The sequence below is a fragment of the Streptomyces sp. NPDC045955 genome, assembly GCF_056430805.1.
Genome location: NZ_JBWKKY010000019.1, coordinates 119238 through 143502 on the forward strand (window position 1 = coordinate 119238; position 24265 = coordinate 143502).

The window sequence follows — 24265 nt, forward strand, 5'->3', positions numbered from 1 at the left end:
GTCAGGGGTGACGCAGCAGCTCCAGATCCGCGCCCCAGGCGTCGAGCACCGGGTCGTGGCCGGCCCGCCGTGCCGCCTCCTCGATACCGGCGAAGAGGGCCCGCTGGGTGGGCGGGTCGCCGTCGGCCAGGATGCGGCGGACGACCGGCAGGAGCCGGCCCGCGTCCCACCGGGGTTCCCCCAGCGGCTGCCGCTCCAGCTCCCACTGGAGGTACTTGTTGTAGGGCCGGACGCGGCGGTGCAGGGCGAAGAGCACCTCCAGCGCGTGGGGGACGGACTCGGCGGCGTCCAGGTGGCCCATGGCGGGGCGGCCGTCGCGGTAGCTCTTCAGAGAGCGGTAGGTCTGGTTGACGTACGCGTCGAGCCGGCCGTCGACGGCCGCCCGGGCCTCGGTTTCGCCCAGCGTCCGCTTCTGGTCGAGGATCGCTCGGCACCATCACCGGTGCGCTGCTCGTGGCCCGGTTCCGTCGCCGCCTCGGCTTCGGCCCGACGTGGACCGGCTCGGTCGCGGTGTGCGGGCTGGCCTTCGCCGGTCTCGGCTGGGCCCGGGACGTGCCGGTCGTGGCGGCCCTGACTGCCGCGTTCCTCGCCTGCGTCGGCATGGCGGGCACCTGCTCGATGTCGCTGCGCCAGGAGGTCACGCCCGAGCACCTCCTGGGCCGCGTCACCTCCGCCTTCTGGACCCTCCAGTACGCGGCGGCACCCATCGGCGCGGCCTTGCTGACCTGGGCCGCCGAGGAGCAGGGCACGACCCCGGTGGCCGTGGCCGCCGGAGCCACCTGCGTCCTGCTCGCCGTGACCGCCCCGTTCACGCCGGTCCGCGGGGCCGGCCGGTCACCCGTTGACCCCGCTGTAGTGCCGCAGACTCCACCGCCACACCAGCCGGGATCCCAGGTACGCCAGCAGCCCGAGCAGCGGTGACGCCGCCGCCAGCCAGAACGGCACGCCCGTCGTGTGGCCGTGGCCGGTCAGGACCGCGGCCGGGAAGTAGGCGACGAACGCGAGCGGAAGACCGTACGTCAGGAAGCCGCCCACCGCCTTGGGCAGGACGTTCAGCGGGTAGCTGCCGAACGTGCCGAGGAGTTCCTCCAGCCAGCGGCCCCAGTGGTCGGCGGCCGGGAAACGCAGGGACGCGCTGGCCACGACCGTGAACAGGGCCGCCTCCAGCAGCATGCCGCCGAGCACGGCCGCGACCAGGTACGTGATCCGGCCCGCCGTCCAGTCCAGGTCGCTGCGGGTCAGCGCCCCCACCATCAGACCCGCCGCGACCGTCAGGTCCCCGATGGCGTTGGTGGGGAAGAACGCCAGCTGGATCTGCCGGTGGACCGGCATCGGGCGTGTCAGGTAGATGTCGACCCGCCCTTCCTGGATCTGCCGGCCGGCCCAGTGCATCCGCCCCAGGAACAGCACGAACAGACCGTGCGCCAGCATGCGCGTCGCCGGGATCAGCAGCACGTCGGAGCTGTCCCAGCCGCCCATCCCGGCGAACCGGGACAGCAGCACCGTGGCGAACACGATCACCGACACCTGCCAGATCGCCCCGATCGCGATCATCAGCAGGAACTCGGTGCGGTACTCCATCTGCGCGCGGAAGTTGAGCGCCGTCACGCGCCACACGATCCGCAGAGCCTTCACCGACATCTCAGCCTCCCTGCGAGATCACACGCCGGGCGGCCCGCCGCCACAGCAGCCGGGTGAACAACGCCAGCGTCACGACCCACGCGGCCTGCACGGACAGCTGGAAGGCCGCGTCGGACAGCGGGATCCGTCCCACGTACAGCGACAGCGGCACGCTCAGCGTGGCCTGGAAGGGCAGGAAGGCGCTCATCGTGACGAACCAGTCCGGGAAGAACCACAGCGGCGCGTACACCCCGGACAGCAGGTTCTGCGCGAACAGCAGGATGAGCATCGCGGCGGTGTTGCGGACCGTCCAGAAGCACAACTGGTCGAGCACGAGCATCACGTAGTAGAGGACCCACTGGCCCAGCAGCATGCTGAGCACGAACACCCCGGCCACCGCGGCCGAGCGGGGCGGCTCGACGACCCCCGCGGCCAGGCAGACCGCGTATCCCGTCAGCGCCCACGCGAGCCCGTACAGCTGCTCGCCGGCGGCCCGCAGGGCGTAGTAGCGCTGCGGCGGCAGCGGGCGCAGGTACCAGTAGACGATGGTGCCGAAGTGCATGTGCTGGAGGACCGTGTCCCGGCCCGCGTACTGGTCCAGCTCCCGCAGCCGGGACGCCAGGACGGCCAGCACGGCATAGGTCACCGCCTGGTCGCGGCTCAGGCCGGCGGTCGTGCCGGTCTGCGCGTACAGCCCGCGCCACAGCGACCAGACCAGCACCACCTGGACGGCCAGCCGGAGCGCGACGGCGGTCATCCGGGGCGGGGCGTTCAGCTCGCCGAGCGGGGTGACACGGGCGGCGCGCCAGGCGTGCAGCGCGGCCATGTCAGACCTCCCCGGCGTGCACGTACGCGGCCCGCATCACGTCCTCGAGGTCCGCCTCGTCCAGGGCGATGTCCGTCACCTCGAACCGCTCGATCACGGCCTTCAACGCCTGCTGGACGGTGGGCGCGTCCGCCCCGTCGGGGCCGAAGACGACCTGCGCGCCGCCCCGCCGCAGCAGCGTGATGCCGGGCGGCGGTACGACCTCGGCGTGCTGGTCGGCGAGCGTGGCCCGCACCTGCCAGGTCGAGCCGAACTTCCGGCGGATCTCGTCGAGGGTGCCGTCCAGCACCAGCCGGCCGTGGTTGACCAGCACCACCCGCTCGGCGAGCCGCTCGACCTCCGTCATGTCGTGCGTGGTCAGCAGGACCGTACGGCCGCGCTGCTCCACCTGGTGGCGCAGGAACTCCCGTACCTGCTCCTTGACCACCACGTCCATGCCGATCGTCGGCTCGTCCAGGAACACCACCGGCGGGTCGTGCAGCAGGGCGGCGGCCAGGTCGCTGCGCACCCGCTGACCGAGGGAGAGATGGCGGACCCGGGTGTCCCAGAAGGACGACAGGTCCAGGATCTCGTCGAACTCCTTCAGCCGGGCGGCGTGTTCGGCCTTCGGCACCTCGTAGATGTCCCGCAGGATCGCGAACGACTCGCGCACCGGCAGGTCCCACCACAGCTGGGTGCGCTGCCCGAACACCGCGCCGATGTTACGGGCGTTGCGCTCCCGCTCCAGGTACGGCACCACGCCCGCGACCCGGGCCTCGCCGGACGTGGGCGTGAGGATGCCGGTCAGGATCTTGATGGTGGTGGACTTGCCGGCGCCGTTCGGGCCGAGCAGGGCGAGGAGTTCGCCGCGGGCCACGTCGAAGCTGATGTCGGCCACGGCGTGCTTGGCCACCCGCTCCGGGTTGACCAGGGATCTGACGGCGCCCAGGAAACCGGGGCGGCGGACGGTGGTGTGGAAGGTGCGGGTCAGCCCGCGGACCTCGATGGCGACATTCAACCGACCCACCCGCTTCCTCGTGGTGAAAACAGTCGCGGCCGGTCGGCTGCTAGGGCCGACCGGCCGCGGATGATGTCCCGACACTGTCGGAATGTCGATCAATTGGTCAATCGATTAATCGAGTTCTTACATCGTTCTCTCACCTGGTGGTCGAGAAGACGAACGCGAACTGAGCCGGCTCGGCCTTCAGGAAGTACTGCGGCAGCGGACCCGGGCCGCAGGACTGGGAGCCGATGCCGTGCTGCCCGTGGTCGAGGTTGACCCACACCGTGTCGCCGGGCGTGAGGTCGGTGCGGTGCCGGGCCGCGTCCAGCTGCTCGGTGGTCCAGCGCCGCGCGGTGAACCAGAACTCCGGGTCGCCCTCGATCCTGAGGCCGCCGAGCTCCACCCACCGGACGTCGGCGCGGGCGCCGTTCTCCTGCGGGCGGACGTACGGCGTCTGGAGCCCGTCCACCGTCGACTGCCACCGGCCCACCATGGACGCCGCCCGGGTGTCCGGGTACGCCTCGCCCGGGCCGCCGCCGAACCACTCCACGGCGTCGGCCTGCGACAGACCGAACCGGACGCCGAGCCGGGGCAGCGGCACCGTCCAGTCGCCTTCCGGCGTCACGGACACGTCCAGCCGCAGCCGCTCGCCGTCGGACGTCCAGCGGTACACCGTGGCCAGGCCGACCTCGCGGGCCGCCGGCGCCACCCGGGTGCGGACCGTCAGCGCGTCGTCGCCCGCCTCGACCGAGACCAGGCGGTGCCGCATGCGGTGCAGGCCGAGCGTGCGCCACAGCGTCCCGTAGCGGGTGTCGCTCTGCCACTCCGCGCCGTCGTCGTTGTCGGTCGTTGCCCGCCACACGTCCAGCCGCGGGGCGCTCACCGCGACCCCGCCGATCGAAAGCAGCGCACCGGTGCGGGCGTCGAACGCGGCCGGGCCGAGCGTGAACCGGTCCCCGTCGCGCACGGGCCGGTCGGTCGCCGGGAAGGTCGGCAGGGGCCGTGCCCCCGCGGCGAACTGCCCCCAGGCCACGACATGGCCCTTCGCGGCCCACAGCGTGTCGTCCGCGAGCAGTGCCCGCACGGTCCACTGGCGCTCGCCGCCCCGGCCGTCCACGGGCGGCTCCGGCAGCTTCACCTCGGCGCTCTCGCCCGGCGCGAGCGCCGGCACCGACAGCGAGCCCGACTCGACCGTCTCGCCGTCCACCTGGCAGGACCACTCGAAGGCCAGGGCGGACAGGTCGGCGAAGTCCTGCTTGTTGGTGATCCGCACGATGCCGTTCGCGCCGTCGCCCTCGATGTGGACCGGCTCGATCACCTTCTTGTACTCGATCAGGCCCGGCGACGGCGTCCGGTCCGGGAAGACCAGCCCGTCGCAGACGAAGTTGCCGTCGTGCAGCTCCTCGCCGAAGTCACCGCCGTAGGCGTAGCCCAGCTCGGGGTGCTTGACGCCGTGGTCGATCCACTCCCAGATGAACCCGCCCTGGAGCCGCTCGTGCCTCTCGAACAGCTCCTGGTAGTCGGCCAGCCCGCCCGGGCCGTTGCCCATGGCGTGCCCGTACTCGCACTGGATGAACGGCAGTTCGCGGCGCTTGTGCGTACCGCCGTCGAGCCGCTGCCCGATCTTGTCGACCTCGTCGTGGAAGGCGTACATCCGCGAGTACACGTCCGTGTCGCGGCAGTTCCAGTCGCCCTCGTAGTGCACCAGCCGCTCGGGGTCGCGGTCGTGGATCCACTCGGCCATGGCGGTGAGACCGCGGCCGGTGCCGGCCTCGTTGCCCAGCGACCAGAACACGATCGACGGGTGGTTCTTGTCCCGCTCGACCATGCGCGCGGCGCGGTCCAGCAGGGCCGGGGTCCAGCGGTCGTCGTCGACCGGGTTGTCCCGCCAGTCCTGCTCGGTGAAGCCGTGGGTCTCCAGGTCGCACTCGTCGATGACCCACAGGCCGTACTCGTCGCACAGGTCGAGGAAGGCCGGGTGCGGCGGGTAGTGCGAGGTGCGCACGGCGTTGAGGTTGTGCCGCTTCATCAGCAGCACGTCCTCGCGCATGGTCTCCAGGTCCAGCGCGCGGCCCTTCTCGGGGTGCCACTCGTGCCGGTTGACGCCCTTGAAGAGGACGGCCTTGCCGTTGACCTTGACGAGCCCGTCCTGAAGGACGACGGTGCGGAAGCCGATCCGCAGCGGCACCCGCTCGCCCTCGGTGGCCAGCACGCCGTCGTAGAGCTTCGGCGTCTCGGCCGTCCACGGCTCGACGGCGACCGTCACCGGCTCGCCGGTCGCGACGTCGATGCCCAGGGCCGGGACGGTCACCCGCCCGTCGACGTCGGAGTCGACGCGCAGGGTGCCCTCGCCGGTGGTGTGGTCGTAGGAGGCGTGCACGAAGAAGTCGCCGACGCCGCCCGCCGGGCGGTGCAGCAGCGTCACGTCACGGAAGATGCCCGGCAGCCACCACTGGTCCTGGTCCTCCAGGTACGACCCGGCCGACCACTGGTGCACGCGCACGGCCAGCACGTTGCCGCCCGGCTTCAGCAGGTGCCCGACCGCGAACTCGTGCGGCAGCCGGGAGCCCTTGAACTCGCCGAGCTCCGTGCCGTTCAGCCAGAGGCGGGCACAGGACTCGACGCCGTCGAACCGCAGCACCGCACCGCCGTCCGACGGCCAGTCGGAGGGCAGGTCGAAGACGCGCAGGTGGTCACCGGTCGGGTTCTCCGTCGGGACGTGCGGCGGGTCCACCGGGAAGGGGTACAGGTGGTTGGTGTAGATCGGGGACCCGAACGCCCCGTCACCCTGCAGGACCCAGTGCCCGGGGACCGTGACCTCGGCCCAGTCCCCGGCCTCGAAGCCCTCCTCGGCGAACGAGTCGTCCTCGGCGTCGATCGTCGCCGACAGCCGGAAACGCCAGCTGCCGTTCAGGGACAGGGACTGCGCGTCCGAGGACGCGTACCAGGCGCGGGGCGCCAGGGCCCCGCTGCCCGGGGAGACGTCCTCGACGTAGTCGACGGAGGTGGTGCGGAAAGACATCGGTCTCCTTGCTCAGCCCTTGATGCCGGTCTGGGCGATCCCCTGCACCAGCCAGCGCTGGAGGAAGAGGAACACGAACACCAGGGGCAGGATGGAAATGGCCGTGGCCATGAAGATCATGTGGAAGACGACGGTCTGGTTGGTCATGTAGCTGGAGAGCGCGACCTGGACGGTCCACGAACTCGGATCCTGGCCGATGACCAGGGGCCACAGGAAGGCGTTCCAGCCGTTGATGAAGGTGATGGTCGCCATCGCCGCGAAGAAGTTCAGCGAGTTGGGCACGACGACGCGCCAGTACGCACCCCAGTAGCCCAGTCCGTCCATGCGCGCCGCCTCCTCCAGCTCCTTGGGGAACCCCAGGAAGTACTGCCGGAAGAGGAAGCAGGTGAAACCACTGAACAGGCCCGGAATGATGAGACCCCGGTAGGTGTCCACCCAGCCGAGCGAGGAGACCAGCACGAAGCTCGGCACGAAGGTGACCGCGGTCGGAACCATCAGGGTGCCGAGTACGGCGTAGAACACCTTGTTGGCGTGCTTGTACGGGATGCGTGCCAGACCGTAGCCCGCGAGGGAACACACCAGCAGGACGCCGACGGTGTGCAGGGTGGCCACGACCGCGGAGTTCCACAGGGACTGGGCGAAGGGGACCGTCCCGTCGCTGAAGAGCTCGGTGATGTTGCCCCACTGGATGTCCGTGGGGAAGAACTTCCAGTTCTCTCCGGTGATCTCGGCGTCGGTGGAGAGGGCGTTGCGGACGAGGATGTAGAACGGGATCAGGAACAGGAAGGCGGCGACGCCCGTGGCGATGTAGAGGCCCGTGGAGTTCATCACCCCGCCGCCGCGCTTGACCCGGCTGGTCGTGTCCGACGTCGGCGCGGGCTTGCGCACCTTGGGCATGGTGGTGGTCACTTGGACTCGTCACCCCTTCCGAAGCCCATGATCTTGCCCTGGAGCAGGGTCACGGCACAGATCAGCACGGTCAGGATGAGGGCGCCCGCGCTGCCGGCGCCGTAGTCCTGGCTCTCGCCCAGGGCCTTGTAGTACAGCTCGACGAGGGGCGGGCGGCCCCACGTGGTCTTCGACAGCAGGTTGAAGAACTCGTCGAAGGCCTGGTAGGCGGCGATGAGCAGCAGCAGGATCACGGCTGTGGACGTCGCGCGCAGCTGGGGCAGGGTGATGTACCGGAAGGTCTGCCAGCCCGGCTTGGCGCCGTCGATGGCGGCGGCCTCGTACAGCTCGTCCGGGATGTTCTGCAGTGCCGCGATGAACAGGATCATGTAGAAACCGGACTGCAGCCACAGTCGGGCGGTCACGATGACCAGCCAGTACCAGGGCGGGTTGGGGTCGATCAGCCAGGCGATGTTCTCGATGCCGAACCAGCCGAGCACCGTGTTCATCAGGCCGAAGCGGACCCCGCTGAAGATGGACATCTTCCAGATCAGCGCCGCGGCGACGTAGCTGACCGCGGTCGGCAGGAAGAAGACCGAACGGAAGAACGCCCGCATGAAGCGCATCCGGTTCACCAGCAGGGCGAGCCCCAGGGACAGAGCCCAGGTGGTGGGCACGATGAACGCGGCGAAGACGGTGAAGGTGCCGAGCGAGCCGACGAAGTCGTCGTTCGTCAGCATGTACACGTAGTTGTCGAAGCCGACGAACTTGTCGGGCGTGACGGTGAAGCGGGCCTCGAAGAAGCTGAGCCACAGGCTCCAGAGGATCGGCGCGTAGACGAAGATCGCCAGGCCGATCAGGAACGGCCCGGTGAAGAGCCAGAAATTGACGGTGGGGCTGCCCCGCAGACCCCGCCGCGGCTTGGCCGAAGGGGCCTGGGCCGAGGCGGGGCTCGCGAGGTCGAGCTTGGTGGTCGTCGACATGTCGTGTTCCGTCCCGCGACCTATCCGAACAGCTTCTTGAGCTCGCGGTTGACGGCTGCGTCGGCCCTGTCGAGAGCCTTCTCCGGATCCATGTCCTTGCGGACGGAGTTCGCGAAGACGTCCTCGAGGGCGGTGATCATGGCCTGGGTCCAGCCGATGTTGTCGAAGTGGCCGAACTCGTTGAAGAGCCTGACGCCTTCAGCGGCATTGCCCGACTTGAGCTTGTCGGCCGTCTTGGCGAGCGAGGTGCGGGGCGGGATGTGGAAGCCGTAGGAGGTGGCCCAGTCCTCCTGGTACTCCTTCTGGTCGATCCACAGCCACTTCACGAACTCCTTGGCCGCGTCGGCGTTCTTGCTCTTGGCGTTGACGAACATCGACCAGCCGCCGTTGTAGACCGACTGCTTGCCGGAGTCGACGGTCTTCGGGAAGGGGAAGACCCCCCAGTCGTCGCCGAGCGCGTCCTGGATGGCCGGCATCGCCCACATGCCGCAGAACTGGATGGCGCACAGGCCCTGGTTGAACGAGGACGGGTCCCAGGACTCGGTCGGAGCGCCGAGGAGGAGGTCGCCGCTGGTGAACAGCTTGCGCATCTTCTTGATGCCCTCGATGACACCGGGGGTGTGGTAGGCGATCTCGTTCTTCTCGTTGAGCGTGTCGGCGCCCGCCGACCAGATCATCGGGTTGATGACCGAGTGCAGGTCGTTGCCCATGTACAGGCCCTTGACCTTGCCGGTGGTGAGCTTGGCGGCGGCCTCCATCAGCTCGTCGAGCGTGGTCGGCACCTCGACCTTGGCCTTCTCCAGCATCGACTTGCGGTAGAAGAAGAACTGCGGGTCGTCGATCATCCGGACGCCGTATATCTTGCCGTCGACCGTGTGCGACTTGATGTCGGCCGGGTTGAAGTCGTCCTTGACCGGCTCGATGATGTCGGTCAGATCCGCCACCTGGCCGCTCTTGACCATCTGGATCTGCGGGTGGAACTCGAAGAGGTCCGGGGCGTTCTTGGTGAGCAGGGCCGAGAAGAGCTTGCTCTCGAAGTCCGAGCTGGTGATCCACTGCGTGGTCACGTTGGCGCCCTTGTACGCCTTCGCGTACCGCTTGATGGCCTGCTCCGTGCCTGCCTCGCCGTAGGCGTGGAACATCTGCACCAGGTTGGTGCCCGAACCGGATCCACCGCCCCGTCCGGTGTTGCTGCCGCACGCGGCGAGTCCGCCGGCGGCGGCCAGGCCCATCGCGGCCCGCAGTACGTTGCGGCGGTCCCAGTTCATGTTGCTCGATGCCGACATGCTGACGTCCTTGTCTCGAGTGCGGCTGCGGCTCTGCGGCTCACTGCCTGATGGCTCACGGCCCGGGGGCTCGCGCCAGATGGCTCAAAGAGAGGTGCGGTGCGGGACGCTAGAGCTTCGGCTAAGGCTTCGGCAAGGGGTTGGACGAAGTCTGTTCGAAGCGTTGTGTCCGGTTCGCGATTTCGAACAAGCGGGAGTGGCGGAGGAGTTGATTCCGCCGTTACGAGGGTGGAGCGGTGGTGCGGCTCCGCGCGCGGGTGGTGCTCTTTGCCGGGGTGGTGCGTGTGCCGTTCCGCTGCCCGACGGCCTGGAGCGCCCCTTCGAGGGCGAACGTCGCCGCGCCCAGGCACACCGGGTCGGTGGGGATCGGGGAGAGGACGATCTCGGTGGCGGCCAGCGGCCGCGGCAGCGCGTGCCGGGCCACGGCCTCGCGCACCTCGTGCAGCAGCGGATCGCCCAGGGTGCGGGCGACCCAGCTGCTCAGCACGACGATCTCGGGGTTGAACAGGTTCACCAGGTCGGCGACGCCGGCGCCCAGATAGCGCGCGGTCTCGTGAACGGCCCGGCGCGCCACCGGGTCGTCCGCCGCGACTCCGCGGGCCAGCGCGTCGATGGTCGCCGTCTGGTCGTCCGGATGCAGCAGCGCGCTGTCCGGGCCGATCTCACGCAGGTTCAGCATGATGCCGCGCGCACCGACGTACGTCTCCACGCAGCCGTGGTTGCCGCAGCGGCACAGGCGTCCGTCCAGCACCATCGTGGTGTGGCCCCACTCCCCGGCGCTGTTGCTCACGCCGCGGTGCAACCCGCCGCCCAGGACGAGCCCGGCGCCGACCCCCGTCCCGAGGTTGACCACGACGGCGTTCCCCCGTCCGCGCGCGGCCCCGAACCACAGCTCGGCCACCGCGCTGGCCCGCAGCGGGTTGTCCAGGTACAGGGGATAGGCGATGTGCTCGGTGAGCAGGTCGAGCAGGGGTACGTCGTGCCAGTCCCAGTTGGGCGCGTACTCCGAGGTGCCGGTGGCGCGGTCCACCTGCCCCGGCACGCTCACCCCGACCCCGAGCACCCGGGCGCCCTCGATGCCGGCCTGGGTGACCACCGAGCCGACCGCGGCGGCCACATGGCCCACCACCTGCTCCGGCAGGCTCTCGCCGGCGCGGACGTCCTCCTCGGCGCGGGCGAGGACGTTCAGCCCCAGGTCGAACAGCTCGACATGGACGTAGGTCTCGGCGATGTCGACGCCGATCAGCGCGCCTCCCGAGGAGTTGACCGCCACCAGGCCCCGGGGACGGCCACCGGCCGAGTCCTCGAAGCCGACCTCCGTGATCATGCGGAGGTCGAGCAACTCGCCGACGAGCGTGGCGACCGTGGCCAGGCTGAGGCCGGTGGCGGCCGCCAGTTCCTGCCGGGAGGTCGGTGACTCGGCGATGATCTGGCGCAGCACCTCATAGCGGTTCGCGGTGCGGATGTCTCGTGACGTGCGCTTCACCGGGGTGCCCATCCCTTCCCAGGCCGGCTCGGGCCGGGTCGACGTCGGCACCGGCGCGGCGCAAGGCTATGGGCTGCCGGGACTTTCGACAAGGGGTTAGGAAAGGGGCTTTATAAAGTGCGCGCCTGGTGAGAGCCTGTGGTGGCCGGTCGGCGCCCGGTGGCGGCCTGCTCATGATGCCTCAGGAGACGCCGGCCCCGTCCTCCGCCGCCCCGCTCCGGGGCGCCGTACTCGCGACCGCCGCCGCGAGTTGCTGCTGCACCGGCTCGGGCAGCGTGCCGCCGTGCACGGCGGCCACCAGGTCCCGGGCCAGATGGTGCAGCTTGGTGTTGGTGTTCTGGGAGGTCCTGACCAGCACGCTCCAGGCCCTCTCGGGGCTCAGGCCGAAGGAGGCCATCAGGATGCCGCGGGCCAGGTCTATGGTCGGCCGGGTCTGCATGGCCCGTCGCAGTTGGGTGACTTCGGCGCGGAGTTCCCGGTCGTCAACCGCCCCCTGGCCGGGCTCGCCCTCGGTGGCGGGGCGTGCGCCGTCCTGGTGCGGGCCCGGCGCCGCGAACAGCTCGCGCGTGCCGGTCAGGTCGAGCAGGCGCTCGACCGCGCGGCCGCTGGAGCGGACGGTGACCGTCTTGCCCTCGTCGAGGGCACGCAGCCGCAGGTCGAGAAGCATGTTGAGCCCGGAGCAGTCGCAGAAACCGATCGCGTCCAGACGCAGGTCGATGCCGCTGCCCGACAACGTGAGGATGTCATGCAGGTCCGGCAGCAGCCGCCGGCTGCCCAGGTCGAGCTCGCCCCACACGGTGACGGTCATCCGGTCGCCGTCCGGCGTGACGTCCATGGTCGCCATGCAGGGCGGGATCGCCGTCACCGGGTGCGCAGGGTCCGGCATGGCCCCGTTCTCCCTTGTCTCTTCGCCGTTTCTCCGCTTCCCAACGTTGCCCCTCTACCCCACACACGTCAACAAATACATGAAACGCAGTACGTGTTTTTGAATACGTGTACGCCTGGTCGGTAGAGTTGGGGTATGGATGGAGTGCCCGAGCCACACACCGGATGGACGTTTCTCACCAACCATGCCCGGGTGCTGGCGGCCATCGCCGACAACCACAACGCCCGCATCCGGGACATCGCGGCTCACTGCCGGCTCACCGAACGTGCCGTCCAGAAGATCATCGCCGATCTGGAGCAGGACGGTTATCTCTCCCACACCCGGGAGGGCCGCACCAACACCTACCGGATCGACCCCGCCAAGGTGCTGCGTCACCCCGCCGAGGCCGGCCTGACCGTGGCGTCGCTGCTCTCCCTGCTCGTCCAGGACGAGGCCGACCGGGCCACCCCCGGCGACCGCGGCCGGCCGCACGCCACGACCTGACCGCGGACCGCCGCGCGTCGTCCCTCCGGCCCGCTATGCCTCCCGCAGCACATCCCGCACGAAGGCGTTGGCGAATGTCCCCTCCGGGTCCAGCTCCCGCGCCAGCGCCCGGAAATCACCGAGCCGCGGATACAGCCCCGGCAGAGCGGACGCGGGCACGGTGAACACCTTCCCCCAGTGCGGCCGCGCCCCGAACGGCTCCAGTGCCTCCTCCACCCGCCGCACCACCGGCAGCACCGCCGGTGTGTCCTCGACCCAGGTGAAGTGCGCCGCGACGGTGTCCCGGCCGAAGGAGGGGCTCAGCCACTGGTCGTCGCCGGCGACCGTGCGCACCTCGCAGGTCTGCAGGACGGGGGCGATGGTCTCCCGGATCGCGTCGAGCGCGTGCAGCATCTCGACGGCGTGCCCGCGCGGCAGCAGGTACTCCGACTGCAACTCCGCCCCGCTGCTCGGGACGAACTCCGCGCGGAAGTGCGGCAGCCGCTCGTGCCACGGCCCCGGCACACCGAACTGCTCGGTGCAGTTGACCGCGGGCATGCCCGGCACGGGGTGCATCTTCCCGGTGGCGGGGCAGGCCCAGGGGAAGGCGGGCAGCGGCTGGTCGGAGCGCCGCTTGAGCCACACCTGCCGGAAGCCCGGCGCGCGCCAGTCGGTGAACAGGCTGACGCTGTACGCCGTCGCCATCACCGTCTCGAACGTCCCCGAGTCCAGCCCCGCGAAGGGCAGTTCGCTGAACACGTGCTGCTCGACCTCGAAGGTGGGCTCCAGGTCGAGGGTGAGCGCGGTGACGACGCCGAGCGCGCCGAGCGAGGTGACGGCCCCGCCGAACCGCTCCTCGTCCCGGCCTATGGTCACCGCCCCGCCGTCCGCCGTGACCAGCTCCACCTCGCGCACGGCCGCCGAGAGCGGGCCGTTGAGCACGCCCGAGCCATGGGTGCCGGTCGCGACCGACCCGGCCACCGAGATGTGCGGCAGGGACGCCATGTTGTGCAGTGCGAGCCCCTGCCCGTGCACCCGGCGGGCCAGCTCCGCGTAGCGCACGCCGCCGCCGACCCGGACCGTGCGGGCCGCCGTGTCGACGTCCACCTCCTGCGGCAGGTCGGCCAGCGACAGCAGGACGCCCTCGGCGCCCGGCTCGGCGATCTCGTTGAACGAGTGTCCGCTGCCCAGCACCCGCACCCGGTCGCTGTCCGCGACCAGGGCGCGCAGCGCGGTGAGCGAGCCCGGCCGGTGCAGTTCCTTGGCCGCGTAGGTGATGTTCCCCGCCCAGTTGGTCACGGTCCCGTTCATCGCGTCGTCCTTCCCCGAAACGGCGGGGACCGGAAAGCCCCTTGCCGGAACCTACCCCGGCCCGCCCTCCGTTGCCGCTGCCGCCCGGCTCGGTCTACCGTGGAGAGGCGGTAGAGAGCGTTTTCTACCGGTGTTCCGGGCGAGCCGTCCCCGGCCCTTCGCCCCCAGCCCCTCTCCGAGCCGGAAGGTCACCTCCTTGAGCCAGCGCCCCCAGGCACTGTTCGCCATGACCGCCGAGAACGTGCCGCAGGTCTTCCCGCCCGAGGTGCTGGCCCGGCTGCGCGAGTCCGTGGACATCGACCCGGCGCTCGTGGTGCGGGACTTCGCCGACCCCCGCGTGCGTGACGCGCTGGCCCGGACCGAGATCCTGGTGACCGGCTGGGGCTGCCCGCGGATCGACGAGGCGGTCCTCGACGCGGCTCCCCGGCTGCGCGCCGTGCTGCACTCGGCCGGCTCGGTCAAGTCCTTCGCCACCCCCGGGATCTGGCGGCGGGGCATCGCCGTCTCCTCGGCCGCCGCCGCCAACGCGGTGCCGGTCGCCGAGTACACCCTCGCCATGATCCTGCTCGCCGGGAAGGACGTGCTCGCCGCCCGCGACCGGATGCGCACCACCCGCACCTCCTCCGGCTGGGGTGTCGTCCCCGGCGTCGGCAACTACGGCCGCCGCGTCGGTGTCATCGGCGCCTCCCGCATCGGCCGCCGCGTCCTCGAACTGCTCCGCCCCTTCGATCTGCGGCCCGTCCTCACCGACCCGTACGTCGACGGGCGGGAGGCCGCCGCGCTCGGCGTCCCCCTGCTGCCGCTCGACGACCTGTTGCGCACGTCCGACATCGTCACCGTGCACGCCCCCGAGACGCCCGAGACCCACCACCTGATCGGCCGCCGCGAGTTGGCCCTGATGCCCGACGGGGCAGTGCTCATCAACACCGCGCGCGGCGCCCTGGTCGACCACGACGCCCTCGTGGCGGAACTGCGCGCCGGGCGCCTGACTGCGATCCTCGACGTCACCGACCCCGAGCCGCTGCCCGCCGACTCACCCCTCTACGACCTGCCCGGAGCCTTCGTCACCCCGCACCTCGCGGGTTCCCAGGGCAACGAGCTGGCCCGCCTCGGCCTGACGGTCGCCGAGGAGGCGGAACGGCTGCTGACCGGCGGGAAACTGGCGTACGCGGTCGACCCGGCGGCACTGGAGCGCGCGGCCTAGGCTGCCCGCCCTGCCTCCTTCCCGGGTCAGGACCATGCCCCGAGCGCGCGCCTGCGAAGAAGAGGCACAGCACCAGTTGGACCGCCCCGATGAACGGGTGCCCGAGCCGCAGCAGCAGAACGCCCGTCACTCCCGCGGCCAGGGCCAGGGCGCCGAAGCACAGCAGTGGTGCCCAGTCCGTGGGCGGCGGGCCGGCCGGGGGCTGCCCGGCGCCGGCGTCCATCCGGCCCAGCCCCCGTACCGCGAGCAGGAGGACGACCAGAAATCCGGCCGCCGCGTCCGCACCAGCACGAGCAGCAGGAGACATCCCGCGGTGAGCGCATCAGTCCCGGCGGCGGGCTGCCTGTCGGCGTCTTCCGGCATGTCCACATCCTCGTGCGGAATTCACCGTTCCTGCAGACTGAGCAGGAGTGAGTTCCTGCTCACCCGGTATCACGGGAGCCGGTACACCAGGGAATCGCGCCCCCGGCGTCGGCGGACATGGCCACGCCAGCCCGCCAGCACCGCCATCAACGTCCACGTCACCGTGCCGCCGACCAGGCCGCCCAGCCGGCCCGCGGCGTCCACCTCGTCCGCCTGCTCCATCGGGACCTCGCCCTCGGGGTCGCTGATGACGTCGAGCCGGTCACCCACCTTCGGAGCCCAGGCGTCACCGTTGAACTCCAGTTTCTCCTCCAGCTCCGTTCCGTCCGCGCCCCGGAGGGTGAAGCGGTGGTTGTCGCTGGACGTGGCGGCCGCGGAGTCGGCCACGATCACCACGCTCTCGCGCACGCCGCGCCGTTCCAGGGCTGCCTCGGGCGCGTACTGGACGGCTCCGACGAGGACGAACAGCGCGGGCACCGCGGACAGTACGGTCAGCCACAAGGCCCGGTGGAGCAGGAGCAGCATCACGGTGAAGGTGAGGCACAGGAGGAACCCGACGGCGATGGGTACCACCTCCGAGCCCAGGGTCAGGTACGCGACGCCGGTGGTGGCTGCCGCGGACGCCCATCCGAACGCCACCAGCCCGGCCGTTCGCCGCACCGACTTCCACGGGCTGACGGCCGGACCGCCCGTCCTGCTCAGTGGTGTCCTCGTGCTGCTGCGGATGCCTGACATCCCCGCTCCTTCACACCCGCGGCCGTGGCTCCGCCGCGGGAAGGCACGCTACCGGCCGCCAGACCGCTGATCGCGGGTCGGAGGGCGTTCGCGCGAGTCAGGGGCCCCGGTACCGGGCTCGCACACGCGTGGGCATACCGTGAGGAGTCGTACGTCCGAACCGGGAGGAGACACGGCATGGGCAGCGGCAGCCGTACCGCGCTGGTCGAGGATCTGATGGAGCGATTCCCGCACGTCCCGCGGGAGGCCGTCTTCAAGGAGGACCTGCTCCGGGGCGGCGTGGCCTTCGACCCGTCCGCGCTCAGCGACAACGAGGGCGGCGAGGTCAAGCCGAAGTCGTACTTCATCTTCTCCTTCGACCACGGCACCCTGCCCGAGCTGGGCGAGGCCGCGCTGCGCCGCCCGCCGGAGGAGATCATCCTCACCGGCGGCCCCTACGACCTGCGCCGGACCGTCGTCTCGGTGCGCGTGAACCCGTCCTCGCCGTACCGCGTCGCCGCGAACGAGGACGGCGTGCTCGGCCTCTACCTCGACGGCAAGCGCATCTCCGACGTCGGCGTGCCGCCGATGCCCGAGTACTACCGGCACACCCTCGCCAGCGGCAAGTCGGTCATGGAGGTGGCCCCGACCATCCAGTGGGGCTATCTGATCTACCTGACCGTCTTCCGGGTCTGCCAGTACTTCGGCGCCAAGGAGGAGTGCCAGTACTGCGACATCAACCACAACTGGCGCCAGCACAAGGCCGCCGGGCGCCCCTACACCGGGGTCAAGGACGTCGAGGAGGTCCTGGAGGCCCTGGAGATCATCGACCGTTACGACACGGCGAAGGCCTCCACCGCCTACACCCTCACCGGCGGCGCCATCACCAAGACGGTCTCGGGCCGCGACGAGGCCGACTTCTACGGCCACTACGCCAAGGCCATCGAGGAGCGCTTCCCCGGCCGGTGGATCGGCAAGGTGGTGGCCCAGGCGCTGCCGCGCGACGACGTGCAGCGGTTCAAGGACTACGGCGTGCAGATCTACCACCCCAACTACGAGGTGTGGGACGAGTACCTGTTCAAGATGTACTGCCCGGGCAAGGAGCGCTACGTCGGCCGCGACGAGTGGCACAAGCGCATCCTCGACTCGGCGGAGATCTTCGGCGCGCGCAACGTCATCCCCAACTTCGTCGCGGGTGTGGAGATGGCCGAGCCGTTCGGCTTCACCTCGGTCGACGAGGCCATCGCCTCCACCACCGAGGGCCTGCGCTTCTTCATGTCGCACGGCATCACGCCCCGCTTCACCACCTGGTGCCCGGAGCCCACGACGCCCCTCGGCAAGGCCAACCCTCAGGGCGCGCCGCTGGAGTACCACATCCGCCTGCTCCAGGCGTACCGGCAGACCATGGAGGACTTCGGCCTCTCCTCGCCCCCCGGGTACGGCCCTCCCGGCGCAGGCAACGCGGTCTTCTCCGTCAGCTCCTTCATGGACAGCCTCCCGGCGGACGCACCCACCGCCGTTTGATAACGCTTCGATGACGTCGGCCATCATTGCGGTACGGCGTTGAGTCACAGGGCGGCCGTGTCCGTACGGCATACAAAGGCCGGAGCCGTGGGGGCCTGCCGCCCTGCCCTGATATCTGAACAGGGCGCTTGTCAGTTGTGTGGGTGGCGTGAAAAGCTCTTGCCCTGCCGCGAGGTTTCCCCCAACTCCATTGCTCAAGTGGTGAGTTGACCTCGCTCGTGGATGCAGGAGACCCATGCCCGACCTGCCGACCCCTCAGGACGCCGCCGAGGCCGCGCTGTTCTCGGAGTGCTGGGACGCGGTCCTCGCGTACGCCGACCTGTGCACGTCCGGCTCCGCCGCCGCCGCACAGCTGGGCCGTGAGGCGTTCGCGCACGGCACACGTGAGGCCCGCGCGGCCGAGACCGGCCAGGCCAGAAGCGCCGGCCGCCGCGCGGCCCGGCTGCCCCGGATACCCCTGCTGCTGACCGCCGTACGCACCACGGCCGCAGCCTGGGAAGAGGAGGGGCAGGGCCACAAACTCGATCCCGACCTGCGCCTGTGGCTCAACTCGGACAAGGCCGCCCGCTACACCGGCCCGCCCCTGACACGCCCGCTCGCGCTGCGCGGCCTGCGCGACCTCCAGCAGGCCGACGCCGAACTGCTGTGGCTGGCCGAGGTGGAGGCGCTGCCGCTGCCCGTGGTCGCCCGCCGCCTGGGCCTCGACCCGGCCACCGCCGCCGACGAACTCCAGCAGGTGCGCACCCTGTTCCGGGACCGCTGCCACCGCAACCACCTCGACACCCCGATGGACGCCCGGTGCCGCAGCTACGCCCGGCTGCTGGACGCCGTCACCCGCTCCTCCGCCGCCGACACGCCGGGCGACCTCTCCCGGCACCTCGCCACCTGCGTCCAGTGCGCCGAGGCCGCCGCCTGTCTGCGGCTGCACGGCGGCGGACTGCCCGGGGCACTGGCCGGCGGGGTGATCGGCTGGGGCGGCCTCGCCTATCTGGAGCGCCGCCGCCGTGCCGCCGAGGTGCGGCTCGGCGCAGGCCGGCCCGACGCGGCGGACAAGGCGGCGGGAGAACCGGAGGACGGGGAGCAGAAGGCGCGCGTCGCCCGCAACGGCCTCCTCGTCGCCGCCGTCCTGGTCTCCGTCCTCGCGCTCGGCGTCTCGATGATGCCCTTCGGCGGCTCCGGCGACGACCTCGGGGCACGCGGCGACGCAGGCCGTCAGCCGGTGGCCGACCCCAACCCCGACCCGCCCCTGCCGTCCGCCCCCGACCTGCCTCCCGCGACCTCGAAGCCGGCCGACAACGCCACCGAGAACACCGGCAAGTCGGAGAAGCCCGACCGACCCGAGGGCAGAAACCGCCACACCGAACCGCAGGGCACCGCCTCCCCCACAAAGGACCACGAGAGCGAGAGCCCCACCTGCCGGGTCGAGTACGACCTGGTCAACCAGTGGCCCGACGGCTTCCAGGCCACCGTCACCGTCACCAGCAGCAAGCCCCTCGACTCCTGGCGCGTGTCCTGGTCCTTCCGCGACGGCCAGCAGGTCGGCCAGATGTGGGACGCCTCCGTCGCCCAGGACGGCTCCCGCGTCACCGCCACCGCCGCCGACTACAACAAGTCGGTCCCCGCGGGCGGCGACCTGGCCTTCGGCTTCCTCGCCTCCTGGCGCGGCAAGAACTCCCCGCCGTACGACTTCACGCTGAACGGGCAGGACTGCGCGAAAAGCAGTTGACGCGACCGGCCCGTGACGGGATACCGTGACGCCTGTTCCACGAAGTGCCGGGGGAACACGAAGAGTCGAGGATCGAGGAGGTGTTGACCGATGGCTGTCATTGCGATGGGCGCTGCCCGCATCCAGGAATCCATCAAGTCCACCTCCGTGGCCGCCGGCTGATCCGACCGACTGTCGGGCCGGGGGCCGACCTGGGAAAGGTCACCCTTGACTACCAGCTCTGCTTCCTCCGTTTTCGCCGCGCTCGCTCCCTACGGGTGGGACGACGCGTGGGCGGACGAGTTCGCCCCGTACGACACCGAAGGACTGCTGCCCGGACGCGTGATCCGGGTCGACCGCGGGCAGTGCGACGTCGTCACCGCAGACGGAGTGCTGCGGGCCGACACCGCCTTCGTCACGCCGCATGACCCGATGCGGGTCGTCTGCACCGGCGACTGGGTCGCCGTCGAACCCGGCGGGAACCCGCGCTACGTGCGCGCCTACCTGCCGCGCCGCACCGCGTTCATCCGCTCCACCTCCTCCAAGCGGTCCGAGGGGCAGATCCTCGCGGCCAACGTCGACCACGCCATCGTCGCCGTGCCCCTCACCGGCGAGCTCGACCTCGGCCGTATCGAACGGTTCCTCGCGCTCGCCTGGGAGTCCGGGGCACAGCCCCTGGTCGTCCTCACCAAGGCCGACCTCGTGCCGGACGCCGTCACCCTCGCCCACCTCGTCCAGGACGTGGAGACCAGCGCGCCCGGCGTGCCGGTGGTGCCCGTCAGCGCCGTCGACGGCGCCGGTCTCGACGTGGTCGCGGCGATCGTCGCCGGAGGGACGTCCGTACTGCTCGGACAGTCCGGCGCGGGCAAGTCGACCCTCGCCAACGCGCTGCTCGGCGAGGACGTCATGACCGTCCAGGCCACCCGGGACGTCGACGGCAAGGGCCGGCACACCACGACGACCCGCAACCTGCTCGCGCTGCCCGGCGGGGGCGTCCTGATCGACACGCCGGGGCTGCGGGGCGTCGGACTGTGGGATGCCGGGACCGGCGTCGGGCAGGTGTTCTCCGAGATCGAGGAACTGGCCGAACGGTGCCGCTTCCACGACTGCGCCCACGAGGCCGAGCCGGGCTGCGCCGTGCTGGCCGCCGTCGAGGAGGGCGACCTGCCGGAGCGGCGGCTGCACAGCTACCGCAAGCTCCTGCGGGAGAACCAGCGCATCGTCGCCAAGACGGACGCCCGGCTCCGCGCGGAGATCCGCAAGGACTGGAAGCGCAAGGGCGCGATCGGAAGGGCCGCGATGGAGGCGAAGCGCGGACCGCACTGGCGTGCGTAACCGCCCTGTCCTCGGATCGAGGGAGGGGACGGTGCCCTGAGAGCGGTGTCCGATTTCCGCCAGCGGCAGGCCCGCCGACGGCGGAGACTGGACACCGTGAAGGACGACGACACCAGGCACGAAAGCACCGGAGACACGAGGGAAGACCCCAGGTACGAAGCCGTACGCAGCCGTGACGGGCGTTTCGACGGCGCCTTCTTCTTCGCCGTCGAGACGACCGGCATCTACTGCCGGCCGAGCTGCCCCGCGGTCACCCCGAAGCGGGCCAACGTACGGTTCTTCACCACGGCCGCCGCCGCGCAGGGCTCGGGCTTCCGGGCCTGCCGGCGGTGCCGCCCGGACGCCGTGCCCGGCTCCGCCGAGTGGAACGTCCGCGCGGACGTGGTGGGCCGGGCCATGCGGCTGATCGCCGACGGCGTGGTCGACCGCGAAGGCGTCGCCGGGCTCGCCGGACGGCTCGGCTACAGCGCGCGGCAGGTGCAGCGGCAGCTCACCGCGGAGCTCGGCGCCGGGCCGGTCGCCCTCGCCCGGGCCCAGCGGGCCCACACCGCACGCGTCCTGGTGCAGACCACCGACCTGCCGATCACCGAGATCGCGTTCGCCTCGGGCTTCGCCAGCGTCCGGCAGTTCAACGACACCATCCGGGCCGTGTACGCGTCGACGCCGAGCGAGCTGCGCGCCGCCGCGGCGCCGAAGAACGGCCGGGCCCGACGTACCGCCACCCCGGACGCCGGGATCCAGCTCCGGCTCGCCCACCGCGGCCCCTACCAGGCCGGCCCCGTCTTCGACCTGCTGGCACGCGAAGCCGTGCCCGGCGTCGAAGAGGTCGGCGGCCCGCCCGGCGCGCGCACCTACCGGCGCACGCTGCGCCTGCCGTACGGCACCGGCATCGTCGCCGTCGACGAACGCCCCGGCACCGCCCGGACCGGATCCGGCCCCCACCCGGGCGGCTGGCTCGACGCCCGGCTGCACCTCAGCGACCCCCGCGACCTCACCACCGCCGTGCAGCGGCTGCGGCGGCAGTTCGACCTCGACGCCGACCCCTACGCCGTCGACGAGCGCCTCGGTACCGACCCGGTGCTCGCACCCCTGGTCGCCGCCCGGCCCGGGCTGCGCTCGCCGGGCACCGCCGACCCGGAGGAACTCGCGGTACGCGCACTCGTCGGCCGGACGGAGGCGGAACGGCTCGTACGGCGCTACGGCAAGGCCCTCGACGCCCCCTGCGGCAGCCTCACCCACCTCTTCCCCGAGCCGGCCGTGCTCGCGGGCGCCGAACCCGGCGGCACCCTCGGTGCGCTCACCGCCGCCCTCGCCGACCACGCCGTACGCCTGGACCCGGGCGCCGACCGCGACGACGCGCAGGACGCCCTGCGCGCCGTGCCCGGCCTGGACGCCCGCACCATCGCCGAGATCCGCACCCGCGCCCTCGGCGACCCCGACGTCGCCCCACCCGGCGCCGACGTCCCCGACAGCTGGCGCCCCTGGCGCTCGTACGCCCTGAACCACCTGCGCGCAGCAGGGAAGTGGGAGTTGTGATGACCTCGACGTACTGGACGAACGTGGCCTCCCCGCTCGGGCCGCTGCTCCTCACCGCCGCTCCGGACGGTGCGCTGACCTCGCTGTCCGTGCCCGGTCAGAAGGGCGGACGCGTGGTGGAGGACGACTGGCGGCGGGACCCGGGACCGTTCCGCGAGGCCGAGGAGCAGCTCGCCGCCTACTTCACCGGGGAACTGAAGGAGTTCCGGCTGACGTGGCGCACCGACGGCTCCGTCTTCCGGGAGAAGGTCTGGGCCGCGCTGGACGACATCCCCTACGGCTCGACCGTGACCTACGGCGAGATCGCCGCGCGCATCGGAGCGCCCAGGGCCGCCGTGCGGGCCGTGGGCGGGGCGATCGGCGCCAATCCGCTGCTGGTCGTCCGGCCGTGCCACCGGGTGATCGGGGCCGACGGGACACTGACCGGCTATGCGGGCGGCCTGGAGCGCAAGGTACGGCTGCTGACGCACGAGGGGGTGCTGTAGGGACCGGTGTGGTGTTCTCGGAGTTTCCGGTGTGGTGTTCCCGGAGCGTGCGCTCACGTGCCGAAAACGGCCCCCACCCAGGTCGCCGCGATCAGCTGACAGGTGAACAGTTCCGCCAGCACGCTGGAGCCGCCGGAACGCATCGCCGTGCGCACGGCCGCGACGGCTTCGGCGTGGCGGCCGAGGCGGAAGCGTTCGGAGAGGTAGATACCGGCCAGAAAGCCGGGGATCGCGCCGACGACGGGGAGCAGGACGAATCCGAGGGTGGATCCCGCTCCGGCGTAGGACAGCATGCGGTGGGTGGCGCGGCTCACCCGCAGCCGCCGGGGCGGCAGGGCCCAGCGCACGCCCTGGGAGACGAACATCAAGGCCGTGGCTCCCACCAGGATCCACCAGGCGACGGGCTGCGGATCCTTCAGGGCCCACCACATGACCGCGGCCCACACCAGCAGCGATCCGGGCACCGCGGGCAGCAGCACTCCGTACAGGCCGAGCAGGATGACCAGCCCGACCAGCAGGAGGTCCCACACTCCCATCTGACCAGCCTGCCGGAACCCCGGAGAAGGCGCAGGTCAGAAGCGTGGTTATGACCCAGATCCGCAGGTCAGCCGGTCGCGGCCGGTGATCGGCCCTCATATCGCATGACCGTTCTACGGCTCACTCGTCGCGCGGGTTCGCGGTGCCGTGAGAGGCCGGTTTTTCCACAAGCCCCGTTTTCATCCGGCCTGTGCGGTGGACAATCAGGGACATGAGCCAGCAGGGGGGAAGGCCCACCGGTCCCGAGGACGACTGGTGGGGGCAGTTGTACGACGACTCCACCGGCGACACGGGCCCCGCACCCGCACCCGATTCCCTCGACGACCGCTTCGCCTCGGCGGCGGGGGCGGTGGAGGAACGGGGCGTTCCAGGGGCCGGGGCGGGGGAGAGGGCCGTCTCGGAGCCAGTGGTCCCGGCGCCGCGGACGGGGGCCGACGACATCCTGGACACTCCCCGTGCCTCCGGCCCGCCACCCCAGCGCGCCCCCTGGGAACCACCGCCCGCCCGGCCCCCGGACCCGGTGACCTTCCCGACCGCGGCGAAACGGCAGGGGGCGGAGGGGACGCCCCCTGCCCCACCGGCGGTCCCCCCGCCGCCCCCGGAGCCTCCCTTCCGGCCGAGCCCCGAGGCGACGGGTTCCACCACGGCGGGGGCCGCGCCCAGGGGTCCCACGGCCCCGGCAGCCGAGCCGAGCCCCGGAGCGGGTGACGTCCCCACCGCCGAGCCGGGCGGCGCCGAGTACTCCGGGACCGGGCCCGAGGGGACCCCGCTCCACGCCCCCCGGCACGGCGGGACCGCGTCCCGGGCCCCGGCCGATCGGTCGCCCGCACCACCACGCCCCGTGGACCCGCCACTGACGCCACCACCGCCTGCCGGCTCCGCGCCCGCCCCACCACCGCCGCTCGGCTCCGCGCCCACACCACCAGCGCCTGCCGGCTCCGTGCCCACGTCACCCCCGCCGGTCGGCTCCGTGCCCACGTCACCCCCGCCGGTCGGCTCCGTGCCCACGTCACCACCGCCGGTCGGCTCCGTGCCCACGTCACCCCCGCCGGTCGGCTCCGTGCCCACGTCACCACCGCCGGTCGGCTCCGTGCCCACGTCACCCCCGCC

The 24265-nt window shown here is 71.5% G+C and carries 20 protein-coding genes and 2 pseudogenes; 9 read left to right on the forward strand and 13 right to left on the reverse strand.

Annotated features, from left to right (window positions below; translation table 11 throughout):
* Window position 1: 1 nt before the first annotated feature.
* A complete protein-coding gene (locus AC07F0_RS31470) occupies window positions 2-301 on the reverse strand; it encodes a hypothetical protein (protein WP_478983394.1) in 300 nt (99 codons plus the stop codon).
* Between the two features lie 119 nt (window positions 302-420).
* Here AC07F0_RS31470 and AC07F0_RS31475 point away from each other — a divergent pair.
* Window positions 421-834, forward strand: a pseudogene (locus tag AC07F0_RS31475) (MFS transporter); the annotation flags it as partial.
* Here AC07F0_RS31475 and AC07F0_RS31480 read toward each other — a convergent pair.
* The 9 genes from AC07F0_RS31480 to AC07F0_RS31520 all read right to left on the reverse strand — a co-directional run bounded on the left by AC07F0_RS31480 (window position 835) and on the right by AC07F0_RS31520 (window position 11979).
* Window positions 835-1641, reverse strand: a complete 807-nt coding sequence (locus tag AC07F0_RS31480; RefSeq protein ID WP_478983395.1) for an ABC transporter permease — start codon at window positions 1639-1641, stop codon at window positions 835-837.
* 1 nt (window position 1642) lies between these two features.
* On the reverse strand, window positions 1643-2446 hold the full coding sequence (locus AC07F0_RS31485; protein ID WP_478983396.1) for an ABC-2 family transporter protein: 804 nt from the start codon (window positions 2444-2446) through the stop codon (window positions 1643-1645).
* Between the two features lies 1 nt (window position 2447).
* The gene (locus tag AC07F0_RS31490) at window positions 2448-3443 is read right to left on the reverse strand and encodes an ABC transporter ATP-binding protein (protein WP_478983416.1); all 996 of its coding nucleotides are present in this window, start codon (window positions 3441-3443) and stop codon (window positions 2448-2450) included.
* 139 nt (window positions 3444-3582) lie between these two features.
* Window positions 3583-6450, reverse strand: a complete 2868-nt coding sequence (locus AC07F0_RS31495) for a glycoside hydrolase family 2 TIM barrel-domain containing protein (RefSeq protein ID WP_478983397.1) — start codon at window positions 6448-6450, stop codon at window positions 3583-3585.
* A gap of 12 nt (window positions 6451-6462) precedes the next feature.
* On the reverse strand, window positions 6463-7359 hold the full coding sequence (locus AC07F0_RS31500) for a carbohydrate ABC transporter permease (protein ID WP_478983398.1): 897 nt from the start codon (window positions 7357-7359) through the stop codon (window positions 6463-6465).
* A complete protein-coding gene (locus AC07F0_RS31505) occupies window positions 7356-8321 on the reverse strand; it encodes a carbohydrate ABC transporter permease (protein WP_399412838.1) in 966 nt (321 codons plus the stop codon). The genes AC07F0_RS31500 and AC07F0_RS31505 overlap by 4 nt, the downstream gene beginning before the upstream one ends.
* 20 nt (window positions 8322-8341) lie before the next feature.
* Entirely contained in the window at window positions 8342-9607 is a 1266-nt protein-coding gene (locus AC07F0_RS31510) for an ABC transporter substrate-binding protein (RefSeq protein ID WP_478983399.1), read from the reverse strand.
* A 220-nt stretch (window positions 9608-9827) separates the two neighbouring features.
* Complete coding sequence (locus tag AC07F0_RS31515) at window positions 9828-11105, reverse strand: ROK family transcriptional regulator (protein WP_478983400.1); 1278 nt, start codon at window positions 11103-11105, stop codon at window positions 9828-9830.
* Window positions 11106-11274: 169 nt separating this feature from the next.
* Window positions 11275-11979 carry an ANTAR domain-containing protein gene (locus AC07F0_RS31520; RefSeq protein WP_478983401.1) on the reverse strand — a complete coding sequence of 235 codons (705 nt, stop codon included), beginning with the start codon at window positions 11977-11979 and terminating at the stop codon, window positions 11275-11277.
* A 135-nt stretch (window positions 11980-12114) separates the two neighbouring features.
* On the opposite strand from AC07F0_RS31520, the gene AC07F0_RS31525 reads away from it, so the two are divergent.
* Complete coding sequence (locus tag AC07F0_RS31525; RefSeq protein WP_478983402.1) at window positions 12115-12462, forward strand: helix-turn-helix transcriptional regulator; 348 nt, start codon at window positions 12115-12117, stop codon at window positions 12460-12462.
* Between the two features lie 33 nt (window positions 12463-12495).
* Here AC07F0_RS31525 and AC07F0_RS31530 read toward each other — a convergent pair whose 3' ends face one another.
* Window positions 12496-13752 carry a D-arabinono-1,4-lactone oxidase gene (locus tag AC07F0_RS31530; RefSeq protein ID WP_478983403.1) on the reverse strand — a complete coding sequence of 419 codons (1257 nt, stop codon included), beginning with the start codon at window positions 13750-13752 and terminating at the stop codon, window positions 12496-12498.
* Between the two features lie 196 nt (window positions 13753-13948).
* On the opposite strand from AC07F0_RS31530, the gene AC07F0_RS31535 reads away from it, so the two are divergent.
* Window positions 13949-14956 carry a hydroxyacid dehydrogenase gene (locus tag AC07F0_RS31535; RefSeq protein WP_478983404.1) on the forward strand — a complete coding sequence of 336 codons (1008 nt, stop codon included), beginning with the start codon at window positions 13949-13951 and terminating at the stop codon, window positions 14954-14956.
* Between the two features lie 432 nt (window positions 14957-15388).
* Here AC07F0_RS31535 and AC07F0_RS31540 read toward each other — a convergent pair whose 3' ends face one another.
* Window positions 15389-16054, reverse strand: coding sequence for a hypothetical protein (locus AC07F0_RS31540; protein WP_478983405.1), 666 nt, complete (start codon window positions 16052-16054; stop codon window positions 15389-15391).
* 177 nt (window positions 16055-16231) lie between these two features.
* Here AC07F0_RS31540 and AC07F0_RS31545 point away from each other — a divergent pair, with 177 nt between their 5' ends.
* The 5 genes from AC07F0_RS31545 to AC07F0_RS31565 all read left to right on the forward strand — a co-directional run bounded on the left by AC07F0_RS31545 (window position 16232) and on the right by AC07F0_RS31565 (window position 22618).
* Window positions 16232-17557 carry a radical SAM protein gene (locus AC07F0_RS31545; RefSeq protein WP_478983406.1) on the forward strand — a complete coding sequence of 442 codons (1326 nt, stop codon included), beginning with the start codon at window positions 16232-16234 and terminating at the stop codon, window positions 17555-17557.
* 235 nt (window positions 17558-17792) lie between these two features.
* Window positions 17793-19283, forward strand: coding sequence for a cellulose binding domain-containing protein (locus AC07F0_RS31550; protein ID WP_478983407.1), 1491 nt, complete (start codon window positions 17793-17795; stop codon window positions 19281-19283).
* Between the two features lie 207 nt (window positions 19284-19490).
* Window positions 19491-20597, forward strand: a complete 1107-nt coding sequence (gene rsgA, locus AC07F0_RS31555) for a ribosome small subunit-dependent GTPase A (protein WP_478983408.1) — start codon at window positions 19491-19493, stop codon at window positions 20595-20597.
* Between the two features lie 96 nt (window positions 20598-20693).
* Window positions 20694-22133: a bifunctional transcriptional activator/DNA repair enzyme AdaA gene (locus AC07F0_RS31560; protein WP_478983409.1), complete on the forward strand. Its 1440-nt coding sequence runs from the start codon at window positions 20694-20696 to the stop codon at window positions 22131-22133.
* On the forward strand, window positions 22133-22618 hold the full coding sequence (locus tag AC07F0_RS31565; RefSeq protein ID WP_478983410.1) for a methylated-DNA--[protein]-cysteine S-methyltransferase: 486 nt from the start codon (window positions 22133-22135) through the stop codon (window positions 22616-22618). Before AC07F0_RS31560 ends, AC07F0_RS31565 begins: the two co-directional genes overlap by 1 nt.
* Before the next feature lie 53 nt (window positions 22619-22671).
* Here AC07F0_RS31565 and AC07F0_RS31570 read toward each other — a convergent pair whose 3' ends face one another.
* Window positions 22672-23154: a DUF456 domain-containing protein gene (locus AC07F0_RS31570; protein WP_478983411.1), complete on the reverse strand. Its 483-nt coding sequence runs from the start codon at window positions 23152-23154 to the stop codon at window positions 22672-22674.
* A 212-nt stretch (window positions 23155-23366) separates the two neighbouring features.
* Here AC07F0_RS31570 and AC07F0_RS31575 point away from each other — a divergent pair.
* A pseudogene (locus AC07F0_RS31575) lies at window positions 23367-24265 on the forward strand (hypothetical protein); the annotation flags it as partial.

Excerpts from the sequence above, each read along its gene's own strand:
- AC07F0_RS31515 (WP_478983400.1), bottom strand. The coding sequence starts at position 11,105 with ATGGGCACCCCGGTGAAGCGCACGTCACGAGACATCCGCACCGCGAAC.
- AC07F0_RS31545 (WP_478983406.1), top strand. The coding sequence starts at position 16,232 with ATGGGCAGCGGCAGCCGTACCGCGCTGGTCGAGGATCTGATGGAGCGA.
- AC07F0_RS31485 (WP_478983396.1), bottom strand. The coding sequence starts at position 2,446 with ATGGCCGCGCTGCACGCCTGGCGCGCCGCCCGTGTCACCCCGCTCGGC.
- AC07F0_RS31505 (WP_399412838.1), bottom strand. The coding sequence starts at position 8,321 with ATGTCGACGACCACCAAGCTCGACCTCGCGAGCCCCGCCTCGGCCCAG.
- AC07F0_RS31525 (WP_478983402.1), top strand. The coding sequence starts at position 12,115 with ATGGATGGAGTGCCCGAGCCACACACCGGATGGACGTTTCTCACCAAC.
- AC07F0_RS31520 (WP_478983401.1), bottom strand. The coding sequence starts at position 11,979 with ATGCCGGACCCTGCGCACCCGGTGACGGCGATCCCGCCCTGCATGGCG.
- AC07F0_RS31565 (WP_478983410.1), top strand. The coding sequence starts at position 22,133 with ATGACCTCGACGTACTGGACGAACGTGGCCTCCCCGCTCGGGCCGCTG.
- AC07F0_RS31530 (WP_478983403.1), bottom strand. The coding sequence starts at position 13,752 with ATGAACGGGACCGTGACCAACTGGGCGGGGAACATCACCTACGCGGCC.
- AC07F0_RS31570 (WP_478983411.1), bottom strand. The coding sequence starts at position 23,154 with ATGGGAGTGTGGGACCTCCTGCTGGTCGGGCTGGTCATCCTGCTCGGC.
- AC07F0_RS31480 (WP_478983395.1), bottom strand. The coding sequence starts at position 1,641 with ATGTCGGTGAAGGCTCTGCGGATCGTGTGGCGCGTGACGGCGCTCAAC.
- AC07F0_RS31470 (WP_478983394.1), bottom strand. The coding sequence starts at position 301 with ATGGGCCACCTGGACGCCGCCGAGTCCGTCCCCCACGCGCTGGAGGTG.
- AC07F0_RS31550 (WP_478983407.1), top strand. The coding sequence starts at position 17,793 with ATGCCCGACCTGCCGACCCCTCAGGACGCCGCCGAGGCCGCGCTGTTC.
- AC07F0_RS31510 (WP_478983399.1), bottom strand. The coding sequence starts at position 9,607 with ATGTCGGCATCGAGCAACATGAACTGGGACCGCCGCAACGTACTGCGG.
- AC07F0_RS31495 (WP_478983397.1), bottom strand. The coding sequence starts at position 6,450 with ATGTCTTTCCGCACCACCTCCGTCGACTACGTCGAGGACGTCTCCCCG.
- AC07F0_RS31540 (WP_478983405.1), bottom strand. The coding sequence starts at position 16,054 with ATGTCAGGCATCCGCAGCAGCACGAGGACACCACTGAGCAGGACGGGC.